Source organism: Zhongshania sp. (assembly GCF_041623545.1).
Classification (GTDB): domain Bacteria; phylum Pseudomonadota; class Gammaproteobacteria; order Pseudomonadales; family Spongiibacteraceae; genus Spongiibacter.
In genome coordinates this window covers 1-14,133 of record NZ_JBFJWS010000059.1, presented here as the reverse complement: position 1 = coordinate 14,133, position 14,133 = coordinate 1, and the positions used below count along the sequence as shown (strand labels likewise).

At 50.8% G+C, this 14,133-nt stretch carries 14 protein-coding genes; 8 read left to right on the top strand and 6 right to left on the bottom strand.

Going from position 1 to position 14,133, the window contains the following annotated elements:
* The 3 genes from ABYT30_RS08230 to ABYT30_RS08220 all read left to right on the top strand — a co-directional run.
* On the top strand, positions 1–1,218 hold a 1,218-nt coding region (locus tag ABYT30_RS08230), incomplete at its 5' end, for an acetyl-CoA hydrolase/transferase C-terminal domain-containing protein (RefSeq protein ID WP_373095960.1).
* A gap of 255 nt (positions 1,219–1,473) precedes the next feature.
* Entirely contained in the window at positions 1,474–1,830 is a 357-nt protein-coding gene (locus ABYT30_RS08225; RefSeq protein ID WP_373081423.1) for a hypothetical protein, read from the top strand.
* 300 nt (positions 1,831–2,130) lie between these two features.
* A complete protein-coding gene (locus ABYT30_RS08220; RefSeq protein ID WP_373081425.1) occupies positions 2,131–2,583 on the top strand; it encodes a cupin domain-containing protein in 453 nt (150 codons plus the stop codon).
* A 168-nt stretch (positions 2,584–2,751) separates the two neighbouring features.
* Here ABYT30_RS08220 and ABYT30_RS08215 read toward each other — a convergent pair whose 3' ends face one another.
* Entirely contained in the window at positions 2,752–4,554 is a 1,803-nt protein-coding gene (locus tag ABYT30_RS08215; RefSeq protein WP_373081427.1) for an acyl-CoA dehydrogenase C-terminal domain-containing protein, read from the bottom strand.
* A gap of 307 nt (positions 4,555–4,861) precedes the next feature.
* Here ABYT30_RS08215 and ABYT30_RS08210 point away from each other — a divergent pair, with 307 nt between their 5' ends.
* Positions 4,862–5,983, top strand: a complete 1,122-nt coding sequence (locus ABYT30_RS08210; protein ID WP_373095958.1) for an enoyl-CoA hydratase/isomerase family protein — start codon at positions 4,862–4,864, stop codon at positions 5,981–5,983.
* Here ABYT30_RS08210 and ABYT30_RS08205 read toward each other — a convergent pair.
* Together ABYT30_RS08205 and ABYT30_RS08200 are read right to left on the bottom strand one after the other, a co-directional pair.
* Positions 5,955–6,563 (bottom strand): DUF2238 domain-containing protein, encoded by a 609-nt coding sequence (locus tag ABYT30_RS08205; RefSeq protein WP_373095957.1) that lies wholly within the window; start codon positions 6,561–6,563, stop codon positions 5,955–5,957. The two genes, ABYT30_RS08210 and ABYT30_RS08205, sit on opposite strands and share 29 nt — an antisense overlap.
* A gap of 2 nt (positions 6,564–6,565) precedes the next feature.
* On the bottom strand, positions 6,566–6,802 hold the full coding sequence (locus ABYT30_RS08200; RefSeq protein ID WP_373081433.1) for a hypothetical protein: 237 nt from the start codon (positions 6,800–6,802) through the stop codon (positions 6,566–6,568).
* A gap of 362 nt (positions 6,803–7,164) precedes the next feature.
* Between ABYT30_RS08200 and ABYT30_RS08195 the strand changes: the two genes are divergently transcribed.
* The gene (locus tag ABYT30_RS08195) at positions 7,165–7,383 is read left to right on the top strand and encodes a DUF2061 domain-containing protein (protein ID WP_373084579.1); all 219 of its coding nucleotides are present in this window, start codon (positions 7,165–7,167) and stop codon (positions 7,381–7,383) included.
* Positions 7,384–7,438: 55 nt separating this feature from the next.
* Here ABYT30_RS08195 and ABYT30_RS08190 read toward each other — a convergent pair whose 3' ends face one another.
* Genes ABYT30_RS08190 through ABYT30_RS08180 form a run of 3 tightly spaced genes read right to left on the bottom strand, consistent with a single transcriptional unit; the run spans position 7,439 to position 11,414 of the window.
* The gene (locus tag ABYT30_RS08190) at positions 7,439–8,680 is read right to left on the bottom strand and encodes an acetyl-CoA acetyltransferase (RefSeq protein ID WP_373095956.1); all 1,242 of its coding nucleotides are present in this window, start codon (positions 8,678–8,680) and stop codon (positions 7,439–7,441) included.
* Positions 8,681–8,726: 46 nt separating this feature from the next.
* Complete coding sequence (locus ABYT30_RS08185; protein WP_373095954.1) at positions 8,727–9,926, bottom strand: acetyl-CoA C-acyltransferase; 1,200 nt, start codon at positions 9,924–9,926, stop codon at positions 8,727–8,729.
* 18 nt (positions 9,927–9,944) lie between these two features.
* On the bottom strand, positions 9,945–11,414 hold the full coding sequence (locus ABYT30_RS08180; protein ID WP_373095953.1) for a carotenoid oxygenase family protein: 1,470 nt from the start codon (positions 11,412–11,414) through the stop codon (positions 9,945–9,947).
* 112 nt (positions 11,415–11,526) lie between these two features.
* Here ABYT30_RS08180 and ABYT30_RS08175 point away from each other — a divergent pair, with 112 nt between their 5' ends.
* From ABYT30_RS08175 to ABYT30_RS08165, 3 genes are all read left to right on the top strand, one after another.
* Positions 11,527–12,465 (top strand): winged helix-turn-helix transcriptional regulator, encoded by a 939-nt coding sequence (locus tag ABYT30_RS08175; RefSeq protein ID WP_373083596.1) that lies wholly within the window; start codon positions 11,527–11,529, stop codon positions 12,463–12,465.
* Positions 12,466–12,568: 103 nt separating this feature from the next.
* Entirely contained in the window at positions 12,569–13,459 is an 891-nt protein-coding gene (locus ABYT30_RS08170; protein ID WP_373095952.1) for a DUF1295 domain-containing protein, read from the top strand.
* Positions 13,460–13,512: 53 nt separating this feature from the next.
* A partial coding sequence (locus tag ABYT30_RS08165; RefSeq protein ID WP_373095950.1) for a TonB-dependent receptor plug domain-containing protein occupies positions 13,513–14,133 on the top strand: 621 nt, incomplete at its 3' end.

Here is a 14,133-nt window from a genome sequence, read left to right as displayed (position 1 = left end):
GGCGCTACCGAGATGTTTGTAGAGGGATTTTGGCAGCTTTTTAACAGCGGAATTTTAAAACGCGAAGTCTACGACTTTTGGGCTTTGCAAATACTGGTCAATGAGGGGATATGCCAGCCAAAGGCAATCAGTGTAGATACCATTAAGGCCATGGCCGAGCTTGGCGTTCGCGAGTTGCGCGGCAAAGACTTTGCCATTCTGCAGTATCACGGCTATTTCAATGAACATTGCCATTATCGCGATGGCTATATTATTGCTGCGGATGGCGAGTCGGCCTCGGCGAATATGGCTAATCCGATGAGTCAGCGCTTAATCGCTGAAAAGTGTTTGGGTTCGTCATTGCGCAATGGCAAAGTTTTGCACGGTGGCTTTTTCCTAGGAAGTGAGGCGTTTTATCGCGGCTTACGTGAGCTTGAACCAGAGGCTCGCGGCAAGCTGGCGATGTGCGGCGTCGAGAAAATTAATCAATTGGATTTCAATCCGCGCTTATATCAAGCCCAGCGTCGCCGTGCGCGCTTCATCAATACCGGTTTGAATGTCAGTCTTCAGGGCGCGGTGGCTTCAGATACATTGGCGTCGGGGCAAGTGGTGTCGGGGGTGGGTGGCCAATACAATTTTGTTGCGATGGCGCACCAATTAACCGATGGCCGTTCGATACTAATGATTCGTTCAACGCGAATGGAAAAAGGCGAGGTGGTATCTAATATTGTCGAAAATTACGGGAGCTGCACAATACCTCGCCATTTACGCGATATTGTCATCACAGAATACGGTATTGCCGACTTACGTTCCAAAAGTGACGAGGATGTTATTAAGGGGCTGATTAATATTGCTGATTCGCGATTTCAGCCAGATTTACTTATTACGGCAAAAGCGTCTGGTAAGCTTGCAGAAAATTACCAAATACCACCCGCTTTTAGCAAAAATTTTCCTGAGCGTATTCATGCTGATGTCGCCTGGGCAAGAGCTCGCAATATGATGCCCAGCTACCCCTTCGGCTGCGACTTTAGTGACATTGAATTACTTGCGGCTAAAGCTTTGAAAAGCCTTGCAAGCCTGACACCGTGGCAGAGTTTGTTATTGGCGCTTAAACCTCAAAAATTAAGTAGTGTGGCACCACAGGTTTTGGCGAGTTTGGACTTAACGACCACCTCGGGGCTAAAAGATTGGCTTCTTAAGCGGCTTATTTTGGCCGTTATAGCTCAAGAATCTGCATGATTTGGCTCTAACGGTTCTGTTTATTTGCGATAGAAGTCACAAATCTGATGCTTTTTTAACCGATGCTAGAGCCTGTTAAATTTAGCTAACACAATGATTTTAATAACTATTGTAGTGAGGATGTGCTGGCGTTAAGCGGAAATACCCACTGCCAATTTGCTCAATTATTAACTATTGTACATCTCAGGATCACCACTACTGTTGAAGGGAGCGCTTAGCCAAACAGTAGTATGGTAAACATAGAGCGAGCACATCATGAATAAAGTATTACTGTCTGGCCTTTTGTCTTGTTTGTTAAGCACCACTGCATTAGCTGCAAATGGCGAACCGGAGCATTGTTTAGACTGGGATGTACAAAGCTTCCCCGCGAACTCTGAGCAGTCCAGTTGCGCCTACTTTAATCACGATAAGGTATCGACGCGGTTTGTGGTTAAAAATAGCTGCGATACAAAAATTAGTGGTGTGTTTAGTTATTACAAAGACGATATTAGTAAGAAATCGATTATGAGCGTCCAGTCGTTTAGCGTCGATCCGGGACAAACTGAAGAAGTAGCGAACCCCTGCGATATTCACAGCAACAGTGCATATCAGGTTTCCCAAGTAAGCTACTAGCGCGGCAGACGCACATTTTTATGTGCTGATTACTGAGAAAGCAAAATCCCCGCAGCGGTCATGTCGCTGCGGGGATTTTTTTTAGCTTAGGCTCTGCTATGAGCGAGGTTGGCAATACTGATTACCTTAAAACGACACTTTGGCTCGTAAGCCCTAGCAGCGCGGGTTCTCGTTTGCTAGATACCTACTACTCTTGAAAAATAATAGATGTCGAGCTGTACTAGTAATCAGCCAGTAATGCGACGATGTCGCTCGCTGGCGACTTGATATGGACGATTGCAATAAAAGAGGGAATTCCCCATGAACAATGAGGTATTTATTCTTCGGCCTGAAGATCGCTCAGCAAAGCTTTCGGTTATCGGTGTAGATATTACGGTCCTTTCTGCAAATGAGCTCGAAAATGGGCAAGATATTACCCTGCAGAAAGGTGACGTCGGGATGGGGCCGCCGCCTCATAGCCATGATTGGGATGAATCATTTTACGTCTTAAAGGGCTCGGTCGAGTTCATTTGCGGTAATAAAACGTCAATCTGCTCAGAAGGTACTTTGGTTCAAATTCCCGCCGGAACTATTCATGCATTTAGCTTTTTGTCTGGTGGCGGTGAGATGCTTGAGATCACCCATAAAGGTCGGGCAATTGACGCATTTCGTGCAATTGATAGGCAAATTCCGAAGGGGCCTCCAGACATTGAAAAAGTAGTGCGTGTTTTTAGCGAAAATGGCGTGCAAATAGCGCAGGGCAGTGGCGTGTAGCTGGGCGTTTTAAGTCGTGTTTAGTCAGGGGGGGACGCTGCAGCTAGAGTTAACGCTGCTTTGGTGAGGTTTTCGGGCGGGTAGGTATCGTAGATGATTAAAGCCCCAGCATGTGCGCCGGGGCTTTAATACTACGCCCTAATCATGCTGGGCGTAGTCATGCTGAGCTTAGCGAACGGTGAAGCGTTCTAGGTCCATGCCCATCACACTTTCGGTGCTGCTACCCATTGAGCCGCCGTGCGCTTTGGCACGCGGTAGCAAGCGCGAGAAGTAGAACTCAGCCGTTTCTAATTTGGCTTGGTAGAAGGCTGCATCGCCTTCGCCGCTAGCCAGCTTAGTCGCCGCTACTTCAGCCATTCTTGCCCAGTAGTACGCCATCGACAGGTAGCCGCTGTACATCAGGAAGTCATAAGAAGCTGCACCGACGGCATCGCGGTTCTTAGAGGCGCGGGCAACCATCTTAACGGTGTGCCAGTTCCAGGCTAAGGTGTAGCCGATCAACTTCGCTGAATAGCCACGGCGTTTTCCACCAACTAGGTTTTTAAAGCCGAATTTATACAGCTTTTTGCAGAAACCGCCGTAGAGTTTGAAACCGTCCAGTACAACTTTACGGCCGATCAAATCCATCGCTTGAATGCCGGTGGTGCCTTCGTACAAGGTGGCAATACGGGCATCGCGGTAAATCTGTTCCATGCCGTGTTCTTTGATATAGCCGTGACCACCAAAGACCTGCATCGCGTTGCTAGCTGATTCGAGGCCAGTTTCAGTTAAGAACGCTTTCAAAATTGGCGTTAAAAAGCCAAGTTCGTTCTCAGCTGCATCGCGCTCAGCTTGAGTTTCAGCCTGCACCATGTGGTCTGAATATTTTGCGGCGTCATAAATCATTGCGCGGCCACCTTCAGCAAAGGCTTTGGCGGTAAGCAGCATACGGCGCACGTCGGGGTGATGAATGATCGCATCACCAGGCTTGTCAGGATTCTTAGTGCCAGACAGTGAACGCATTGAATAGCGGTCTAGGGCGTAAGGCAGGGCATTCTGGTAAGCCAGCTCTGATGCTGCCAGACCTTGAATTGCGGTGCCGATGCGGGCGGTGTTCATGAAGGTGAACATTGCGTTCAGGCCTTCATTTTCCTTGCCGAGCAAATAGCCGGTCGCGTCGTCAAAGTTGATGACGCAGGTAGAGTTACCGTGAATACCCATCTTGTGCTCGATACTGCCGCACTTCACGTTATTGCGCTCGCCTAAGCTACCGTCGGCGTTAACATTCACTTTGGGCACAATAAATAAGGAGATACCTTTTGTACCTTCTGGGGCGCCGGGGGTACGTGCCAATACGATGTGGATAATGTTTTCGGTCAGGTCGTGCTCGCCGGCTGAGATAAAGATTTTGCTGCCAGTGAGTTTATAGCTGCCGTCTTCTTGCAGTTCGGCTTTGCTTTTCATTTGGCCAAGGTCAGAACCGCAGTGCGCTTCGGTTAGGCACATGGTGCCAGTCCAAGTGCCCTCACAGAGCTTGGGCATATATTGGGCTTTCTGTTCTTCAGTACCGTGAACAATAAGGGTGTTCATTGCACCTAAGCTAAGACCTGGGTACATGCCCCAAGACCAGTTAGCCGTACCAATGAGTTCTGATTTGATCAGACCCAAAGACATTGGCAGACCTTGGCCGCCGTATTCGGTGGGGTGTGACAAACCCTGCCAGCCGCCGTCGATCCACATTTGGTAGGCTTCTTTGAAACCAGTGGGGGTGGTTACTTCGCTGTCATTCCAGGTACAGCCTTCTTCGTCGCCTACTTTATTGAGTGGCGAGAGGACTTCTTCAGCGAATTTTGCGGCTTCGGATGTAATCGCTTCAACCATATCTGGTGTAGCTTCGGCGCCCGCTGCAATAGTTTGGTAGTGGGCCTGGTAGTCTAAGACTTCATTAAGGACGAAGTCGATGTCTCTAACTGGCGCTTTAAATGTGGTCATATTGAGCCTCTGTACTAATTCCCAGGATGCGGGGTAGGTTAACGCGACGGAGCATAACGGAAGCGGCTAGGCGGGCAATTGGCCGCTTTTGGTGGTGGCAGTGACGCTGCGGTCAATCTGGGCTGTCACGGCCTAGTGTGAGGTGTGCAGGGGTATACATAGGTATTTACCCGTATAAAGCTTGATTTAGCCATGTCGGCAGGCAATGCGGGCTAGGTCTTGAGCCAGCGCAAGTCTGGGGAGATACTGCTACATTACATACTCTGGCCCTTGGCTTGATCCCCAAGGTTTGTGTGGAGACGTAATAATGCAAGTTGAATACTCAGTATGCCTTGAGCGCCACCCCTTGCCTGCGGGGGGCTATCTTGCGCACCTTACCTTGAATGCCCCAGCTCGGATGAACGCCCTAACCTTGGAAATTGTTACCTTGCTCCATCGCTTGTTGGTAGAGCTGCGGGACGATAGTGAGGCGGTGGCAGTGTTTCTCGATGGTGCGGGAAACCGCGGATTTTGCGTGGGCGCCGATGCGCTGCGGATACGCGAGTCAGCACTGGCAAACCCTGGCGGCGCCGCAGTGGAGGCAGAGGTGTTTTTGGCGCACGAGTACGCGGCGGCCTATCTCATACATACCTTTCCTAAACCGGTAATTTGCTGGGGTAATGGGATTGTTATGGGGGCGGGCTTGGGTTTGATGGTGGGCGCCAGCCACCGTATCGTGACGGACAGTAGCCGTCTAGCGATGCCGGAAATCAGTATTGGCTTGTTCCCTAATGTCGGGGCGAGTTGGTTTTTAGGGCAAATGCCGGGACACTGCGGTTTATTTGCGGCGTTGACTGGCGTGGAGTTGTCGCCTGCCGATGCACTTTACGCTGGGCTGGCTGATTATTGTCTAGCGGACAACAGCAAAGCTCAGGTATTGCGTCAATTATTGTTGTTAGACTGGTGTGATGACCCTCAGTGGAATGCCGAGTGCCTCACCGAGTGTTTGACGGATATTGAGGCTGAGCAAGGTGCCACACTAGGTGCGGCGTCGCTAAAGGATTCTCGCGGTTGGATTGACGACGTTTGTAATCAGGCCGCGATTATCGATATCAGTAACAGTATTTGTGGGTATCGAGGCGCTAACTCGTGGTTGAAAATAGCCGGTCAAGGTCATGCTAGGGGCGCAGCAAGCACGGCTAAGTTGATTTTTCGCCAGCTAGAAACGGGCCGTAACCTGAGTTTGCTGGAAGTGTTCCGCATGGAGCTGGTTATGTCGGCGAACCGCGTACGTGATCCAGAATTCGCAGAAGGCGTTCGAGCGCGCTTGATTGATCGTGACCGCGATCCGCACTGGTGTTATCGCAGTATCGAGGAGGTTCCCGAGCTGGAAATGGAGGCAATGTTTCGGGCGCCCTGGTCTACGAACCCCCTTGACGGATTAATTTGAGTTGGCCTTGGTGAATTCGGCCCAAGCTTAATAAGGCGACAATTGCGCCGATCATGGCCATGGCCATATCAGACTGGGTATCCCACACATAGCCTTGGGTACCCAAAAAAGCCTCAGCATCTTCCCCGCTCAGCTCAGCCACCCACCATTCAATTAGCTCGTAAAAGGCACTAATACCAAGGCAGACAAAAACGATAATGCTATTTAACCAGTTGGGCTTGGTGATGACGTGGTGCCTGAGTAGTAATTCGCGTGCGACCATTGCCGGGACAAAGCCTTGAGCGAAGTGGCCAAGCTTGTCGTAGTGGTTTCGCTGCCAGCCGAATTGTTCTGCTAGCCAATCGAAGGCGGGAACTTCGGCGTAGGTATAATGACCACCAATCATCAAAATAACGCTGTGAATCAAAATTAAGGTGTAGAGCAGGCTGGTAAGCGGGAAGCGCCGGTAGCTAATGGTTAATATAAATAGGGCAATGAGTGCGGGGGCAACTTCTAGAGCCCAGGTAAAGCTGTCTTTGGGCTCAATGCCTGACCAGACGAGCGTCGCCGTAAAAATTGCTAACCAGCAAAACTTTGCCATGCTCACCTTTCCTCGTCACGCATCTGTTGTTCGCGGCGTGCTAGATCTTGTTGTAATTGCTTTTCCATTTGTTGCGCTGCATCTAAGCTTTGTTGCTGTGTGGCACTTAGCACGGTTTTATTGGTTGTAGCGCTATTCGGTGCTTCACTGCAGGCGCTGCTAAATATAATGATACAAGCCAAAGAAATTGCCGCTTTGCCTTTCACGGTTGCACAGCGGTAAGAGCTTAGTTTTTGCAAAGGGATCTCCGATTTTCGGGCAGCGGCTGCCGTCAGCAATCGGCAGTCTACAGCAGGCTATTGATAAAGGAATCGAGTTCAGGTTGCTGATTCTGCACCTCGCGAACCCCGCGGGCCAAAATATTGTCTGCCCGCACCGGCCCCAAATTTTCACAGAGTAAAACATAATACTGACTGAGTAGCTTTTGTAGAAGGGCTGACGGAGCGTCGCTACGGTGTTTAGTTATAATAGTATTAAACTATTAATCTAATCTATTTAATTGTTTTTGATTATTGAATGGTCCTCGCTATGATTACATCGTCCAAGCAAAAAATGGCTGTTAAGGACGTGGATTTATAACTTGGCATATCAGGAGGCCACAATGAGAAAGACGATAAGTTTTGCGGCAATCCACTTTGGCGTGGCCTTTTCGGTGGCATACGCATTTACTGGCAGCGTACTGGTAGGTGGCGCAATGGCGCTTGTCGAGCCCGCGATCAACACCGTGGTTTTTTACTTTCACGATAAGGCTTGGGGGAAATGGGACAAGCCGCCACGACGCTTACTGGATAATGCGGGAAGTCTGGTCGCGAATGCCTGACTGCTTGTGACGCGGGGTCGCTGAGGCCTTGCGAGCACACGCGTCTGTGCAAATCCTAGGTGTTCGTCTTGCCAACAATAAAGCTCGCGCACGTCGTCGCGCTGCCACCCAAGTTAAAGGTCATCACATTTTGGGCATTGTCGATTTGGTAATCGCCGGCGCTGCCTGCAATCTGCTTGTAGCTGTCCAATAGCATTCTCACACCGGTAGCACCTACTGGATGGCCTAATCCCATGAGACCGCCGCTGATGTTAACGGGTAATTTTCCACTGCGGCTAATATCGCCATTTTCAATGGCTTGCCACGCCTCGCCGGGCGGATAGAGACCGCTGTGATCCAAAATCATGTATTCCGTGATATTGAAGCAGTCGTGGACTTCTAATCCGTCGATGGTGCTGAGGCTATTTATGCCTGCGCGTTTAAGCGTCTGTTGGAATAGCGCGTTGATATGGGGGAAGAGAAAACCCTCGGGCTCGCTCAAGCGTAATTTCTCTTTGAATGAGATTGGCGCATTGATGTGGCCCCAGCCGTTAATCGTTGGGATTGAACTTAAGGCTATGTTATGGCGGGCGGCGTACTCGCTCGCCTTGGCTTGAGTTGCTAAGAAAACCACGGCGGCGCCGTCGGTGATTTGGCCGCAATCTTGTTTGCGAATATTGCCGCTGACAACGGGATTGGCGCTCTCATCGTTGCTGAAACTGGCGTCCTTGAATTGCCATTGACGCGTTTGGGCATTGGGGTTGAGGCGCGCGCTGGCAAAGTTTTGTTTAGAAATAGCGTAGAGGTAATCTTTGTTTAGTGAATAACGTTCTTCATAAAGCGCGAGCATATTATTAAATGCGCAGGGCCAAACGAAATCGGTTTCGGTCCACTCTTGGCTAGCCCAGGCGGCGGGGCGTAAATTGGCGGCGGCCTGTTCGCCGCTGACATTGCGCATGATTTCAATGCCGAGCACGCAGGCCGTGTCGTAGCGTCCGGCCTCAAGGTCGGCCATGGCGGCAAGGATGGCCATTGAGCCCGAGGCGCAAGCCGCTTCGTGGGAAGAGGCGGGCATATAGCGCATGGCCGGGTCGACGTGGCCGAAAAAACCGCCGAGCTGAGCCTGTCCGGAAAAAAGCGAGGACACAAAATTACCAACGTGGCCGACCTCTATCTCGGCAGCGTCGAGTTTGCACGCCGCAAGGCCCGAACGCACGGTGTCGACAAACAAGTCTGAAACAGACTGATTTGCGCGGGCGATATTTTGTGCAAAGTCGCTTTGATAACCACCGAGGATATAAACTTTTTGTGCGCTCATGATTTTCCCTGCTTTTATTTTCAATTAGCTGTGGTGGTGATCGCCGTTACAGGCGTTCAATTAGTGTGCTAACACCGACACCCGCGCCGCCACAGATACTAACGATACCGCGTTTCAAATCTTGTCTTTCTAGTTCGTCTAGTAACATTCCCATAAGATTGCCACCGGTAGCACCCAGGGGGTGGCCTAGGGCTATAGCGCCGCCATTAATATTCAATTTCTCGTTGGCAATGTTGAAATGCTTTTGGAAATACAAAACGCTGGCCGCGAAAGATTCATTCACTTCCCACAGGTCGATGTCGGTCGCTTTTAGCCCGGTAGCAGCGAAGAGTTTTTCGGTGGCCCGTAAGTGCCCGGTAAGCATTCTGACGGGTTCGTCACTGGCATTGGCGTAGTGAGTAATGCGCGCGCGAGGCGTTAGTGACAGACGTTTACAGGCATCTTCGCTGGCCAGCAACAGTAGCGATGCGCCATCAACCAGCGCCGGAGAATTGCCCGCGGTGTGAAGTGGTACTAGGCGGGTATCTGGGTAAACCTGATCGACACGGCGCTGCCCTTGTTCGACAAAGTCGGTGAAGCTGTTGGGCAATGCCGCTAGCTGATCGAGACTTAATTGCGGGCGTAGGGCATTATCAGCTGCCAACAGGGGCGTATTATTTTGGTCGCGGACGGGAATCAGTGAACGGCTAAAGTAAGCATTCTCTGCGGCCATAGCGGCGCGCTGATGGGATTGCAGCGCACAGGCGTCAAGTTGTTCGCGGCTAAAGCCCTGCTGGCTGGCAATCAAGTCTGCGGACAAGCCCATGTGCATAAAACGTGTCGCTTTCATTACCTTTGGATCGCTATACCAAGGGCCACGATCGGAAAACATCGGCACCGCGCTGAGTTGCTCAACACCACCTGCCACTAAAACTGATTCCATCCCCGACATAATTTTGCTGGCGGCAAGATTGATCGAATCTAGGCCAGAGCAGCAAAAGCGATTCAAGGTCACGCCGGAAACACGATCAGACCAGCCGGCATAGAGTGAGGCGATTTTGGCAATGTTCGCACCTTGATCGCCGCTCTGGGTAGAGCAGCCCAGCAGTACATCTTCAACCTCGGCACTGCCGAGCTGGTTGCGCTCGGCAATGGCTGTGAATAAAGGTCGCAACAGGTCAACCGGCTTGAGCGCGGCGTAGGCCGCTTCGCCGCGGATACTGGCCCGGGGTATTCTGACTGCATCAACTATCATAGCGCTGGGCATGGCTTTTCCTTTTGATCATTATTTTTGGTAGCGGCGGATACTTTCGCCACTCGCCCACGTCGCGTGGGTGCCGCTGCAAATTCGATGGGGAAGAATAATGCGGCAAACTGGACCAGCCTCAATATCTTTGGCGTCAATGAGCACGCATTCCGAGCGATTTTCCTTCATGTCAGTAATGAAGCTCACCAAGTAGCCGTCGTCTTCGTCTTTGGCATTGATACGCGGGGCAAAGGGCGCTTCGCTGCCAAAGCGCTGCTCACCAAAGGGGAGGCTCCAGGATTCGCCGGTGTCCAGATCGTGCTTGACCATGCCGGAAAACAGAAACCAATTGGGCTCGCCCCACACAGAGTATATGTAGCGGTGTTTGCGACCAGCGTATTGCTGATTAATGGTGCCAAACTCAAGTGCGCGATCATCTAAACGCTGCTCTTCGACTGCGCCGGTTTTCAAGTTAAAACGCCAGCGATGCAGCTTAGACTGAAAGGAATGAATGTCGATATTCGCCATCATCTTGCCCGCCGCTTTGGGTAAGCCAGGCAGTGGCTCGGGGTCCGGATTGTCTTGAAAATAGCCGTCTAAGACGATCTCATCGCCTTCTTCGTAGGCATTCATCCAGTGCAATACAAAAGTGGCTGAGGCTTCAAACCATTGTATGTCGTCGCTATTGCCATAGCGCGGGAGTATGGCGAATCGGGTTGGCATATCGGGGTGGTAGCCCGCGTGATAGCGGCCTTCTTTTAATAACTCTGGGTCCCAAAACATCGGTAAATCGGCAAGTATGGAATAGTTTTCCGAGAACGCCATATCGTGAGGTAGTCGAGGTCCCGGCAGTGGAACCGGCGTGTAATGCACCAGTTTGTTATTGCGGTCGACCACGCCGTAATGTTGGTAAGGCGGATAAGTGGAGTAATTAAAGAACAGCATTTCGCCGGTGCGTTCATCTACCTTAGGGTGTGCGGAGATGCCGTCAATTGGGGTCCAGCTTTCCGTTCCTAATTGCTCAAGGGTATAGGGGTCTAAGCGGTAGCCATCGCCACACTGCCAAAACGTTGAGACCACTTCGCCAGCGTGAATGACGACGTCTGTAGAGGAGGCGTCTTTCACGCCGCCCTGTGCGCCCCAGCCAGGTCTTACTGACATGCTGGGTTTGTTGGCAATACCGGCCCACAGCGCCTCACCGGCTTCTTGCTCGGCATTAAACCCTTTGGTGCGTACAAATCGGTTGCGGTATTCCGCCTTGCCGTCTTTAAAAACCATGCTGTGAATCATGCCGTCACCGTCAAAGGGGTGGTAGTGGCCAATGGGTTCTTGCGCGGGGTTTTCGGGGTTGCGGATGTAAACACCGTCGATATCGTCGGGAATTTGACCAATAACCTCCATGTCGGTCGCAGTGTACTCAGTAAAATTCGGTGTCCAGGCGCCATTTAAATAGGGGTGGTGACTGGCTTTAAGACTGGATTTAACGATGTTTTTGTAAGTGACGGGCATGATCGTGTCCTAGAAATATGTTGTACATTAGTAATTATTAGTTGCTTGCATTATGAGACTAATCTATATTTTGTCAATAATGATCTGAATATTGGAATTTCGGAAATGGGATATGAGTAGCAATCATCTGGTCGTTAACAGCGCCATTGCCGAGAGCTTGGACGTGATTGGTGATCGTTGGTCGCTATTGATTTTGCGCGATGCATTTTTAGGTCGTCGGCGTTTTGAAGAGTTTCGGCGCTACACCGGTGCCAGTAAAGCGACATTGACTCGGCGTCTAGCGGCATTGATTGCCCAGGGACTTATGATCAAACGGGCTTCATCACCAACGTCTAGTCGCCAAGAGTATTTTTTAAGTGCGAAAGGGGCTGGTTTGTTTCCCGTTTCACTGCTGGCGTGGCAGTGGGAGCATGAATGGTTGCCGAACGCGTCGATTAGTTTGCCCAATGAACTTATTCACCGTTGTTGTCAGCAGCCAATAGCACCGCAAGCGGTATGCGGTTATTGTGAGCAGGGCGTCGCTCTCGATGAGATTCAGCTTGCGACATCGGCGGTCAAGAGCGGTAAGCATATTAACGAGATTAAGTCCCTCAGTGGTCAGCGGCGGGTACGTTCGGCATTGGCGTCAGAAAGTGCAGATCTGCGTTTGGCTGGTATAAGTGATTTGATTGGTGATCGCTGGACACTGCTACTATTGATATCGGCCTTCTTCGGTACCAAACGTTATGAGGGGTTTGCCAAGCAATTGCAGATTGCCTCCAATATTTTAAGTTCGCGTTTAAACCTGCTGGTCGAAAATGCCGTTTTAGAGCGCCAAAGCTACCAAGATTCGCCGCCGCGCGAGGAATATCAACTCACCTCGAAAGGGGTATCGCTTTTTGCCATTGTAATTGCGATGCGCCAGTGGGCCGTTGAATGGGAAGCCGACCCCAATGCGGTGGCGGGATTACTGCACCAACGCTGTGGTGCGCAGTTAGGTATCAAGGTGAAGTGCGGTGGCTGCGGCGAGATCGTAGATCGTCGCGACATTGAATTTCTCTCACCAGACTAAGCTTGAAAACAATTGGCTCTGTCACTGCAAAGTGATGATAAAAATAATTTGAACTATAGCGTGCGATGTTGCGTATAGGCTGCGGTAAATAGAGGGGACGACGATGAAAAAAATAGTGATCTGCACGGGACTGATTGTGCTCTGCATAGCAATTGCCGTTGGTTTGTCATACGCCGGCGGTGACGGCGGTTTGCGCTATGGTGACTATCCAGTCTTGCTGGTGTGTGCCGTTATCGCTTTTGCCGTGCAATGGTTGGCATTTATCCCAGCCTATATCTTTCAAACAGAACATTATTACGACCTCACCGGCAGTGCCACCTATGTGATAATTGTTTTGCTGGCGCTGTTTCTTAGTGCAGACCCTGAGCTGGGGCTGGATAACCGCGCGATACTACTGGCGGCACTGGTGGTGATTTGGGCCGCTCGCCTTGGCCCGTTTTTGTTTCGGCGGGTTAAACAGGCGGGTAAAGATGGTCGCTTTGATCTGATCAAGGTGTCGATTCCGCGGTTTTTACTAACGTGGACTCTGCAGGGCCTGTGGGTGTTCGTCACATTAATTGCAGCGTTGACCGCCATGACCAGCCAGTACCGTGAACCGTTAGGCATGGTGGCGCTACTCGGATCGCTTGTTTGGTTATTGGGTTTCGCGCTCGAAGTTGTCGCAGACGCGCAAAAGTCGGCGTTCAATAAAAAAACAGAAAATGCCGGAAAATTTATTAATGTTGGTTTATGGTGCTGGTCTCGGCACCCAAACTACTTTGGCGAAATTGTACTGTGGTGTGGCGTTGCCTTAATTGCTGTGCCGGTATTACAAGGTTGGCAATGGCTGAGCTTAATTTCGCCTTTATTCGTCGTCTTTTTGCTGACCCGTATTAGCGGCGTGCCCTTATTGGAAAAACGGGCCGACGAAAAATGGGGTGGCAATGTCAATTATGAAAACTACAAAACTGAAACCTCAGTGCTGATTCCACTGCCGCCAAAACGCGGCGCCTAGACAGCGCCGGTTTTAGATGAAATTCACATTACAATAAATACGATGAGGTCTTTATGATCAAGCGATTAAGTATTTTTGCCCTGCTATTTGCGGGGCAGGAAGTTTTAGCAAGGGGCGCGCCTGTGCTTGAAGAAGTCATTATAACCGCGCAAAAACGCGAGGAAAGTTTACAGGATGTGCCAATTTCATTGGTCGCCATAAGTGCACAGGCAATGCAAGACGCCAATATTGACGATATGTCTGACATAGCCAACTTCACCCCTAACCTTAGTGTGTTTAGCCATCCACCGCTGACCAGTTTACGGGTTCGGGGTTTGGGCTCGCCTTTTGATAAGGGCTTTGAGCAATCTGCAGGCCTGTTTCTCGACGGTGTTTATCTTGGCCGCTTGGCGTTTTTAGATGCGGCATTTTTAGACGTTGCCTCGGTAGAGATACTTCGTGGTCCCCAGGGGACACTGTTTGGCAAAAACACGATTTCTGGGGCGATCAGTATTCGATCGGTACAACCCTCGCAGGATCCAGAATTGCTCGCTGAAGCGGTGACTGGCGACGAAGACATCGCTAAATATACCCTTACCGGCAATGTTCCCTTGAGCGACACGGTGGCCCTGCGCGCCTCGGCGCTGGTCAATAAGCGCGACGGCACCGTTTACAACACCACCATAGACCGGGAT

Coding starts and splice junctions, on each gene's coding strand:
- ABYT30_RS08195 (WP_373084579.1), top strand. CDS start 7,165: ATGAGAAAGACGATAAGTTTTGCGGCAATCCACTTTGGCGTGGCCTTT.
- ABYT30_RS08210 (WP_373095958.1), top strand. CDS start 4,862: ATGCAAGTTGAATACTCAGTATGCCTTGAGCGCCACCCCTTGCCTGCG.
- ABYT30_RS08175 (WP_373083596.1), top strand. CDS start 11,527: ATGAGTAGCAATCATCTGGTCGTTAACAGCGCCATTGCCGAGAGCTTG.
- ABYT30_RS08220 (WP_373081425.1), top strand. CDS start 2,131: ATGAACAATGAGGTATTTATTCTTCGGCCTGAAGATCGCTCAGCAAAG.
- ABYT30_RS08190 (WP_373095956.1), bottom strand. CDS start 8,680: ATGAGCGCACAAAAAGTTTATATCCTCGGTGGTTATCAAAGCGACTTT.
- ABYT30_RS08185 (WP_373095954.1), bottom strand. CDS start 9,926: ATGCCCAGCGCTATGATAGTTGATGCAGTCAGAATACCCCGGGCCAGT.
- ABYT30_RS08170 (WP_373095952.1), top strand. CDS start 12,569: ATGAAAAAAATAGTGATCTGCACGGGACTGATTGTGCTCTGCATAGCA.
- ABYT30_RS08215 (WP_373081427.1), bottom strand. CDS start 4,554: ATGACCACATTTAAAGCGCCAGTTAGAGACATCGACTTCGTCCTTAAT.
- ABYT30_RS08205 (WP_373095957.1), bottom strand. CDS start 6,563: ATGGCAAAGTTTTGCTGGTTAGCAATTTTTACGGCGACGCTCGTCTGG.
- ABYT30_RS08225 (WP_373081423.1), top strand. CDS start 1,474: ATGAATAAAGTATTACTGTCTGGCCTTTTGTCTTGTTTGTTAAGCACC.
- ABYT30_RS08180 (WP_373095953.1), bottom strand. CDS start 11,414: ATGCCCGTCACTTACAAAAACATCGTTAAATCCAGTCTTAAAGCCAGT.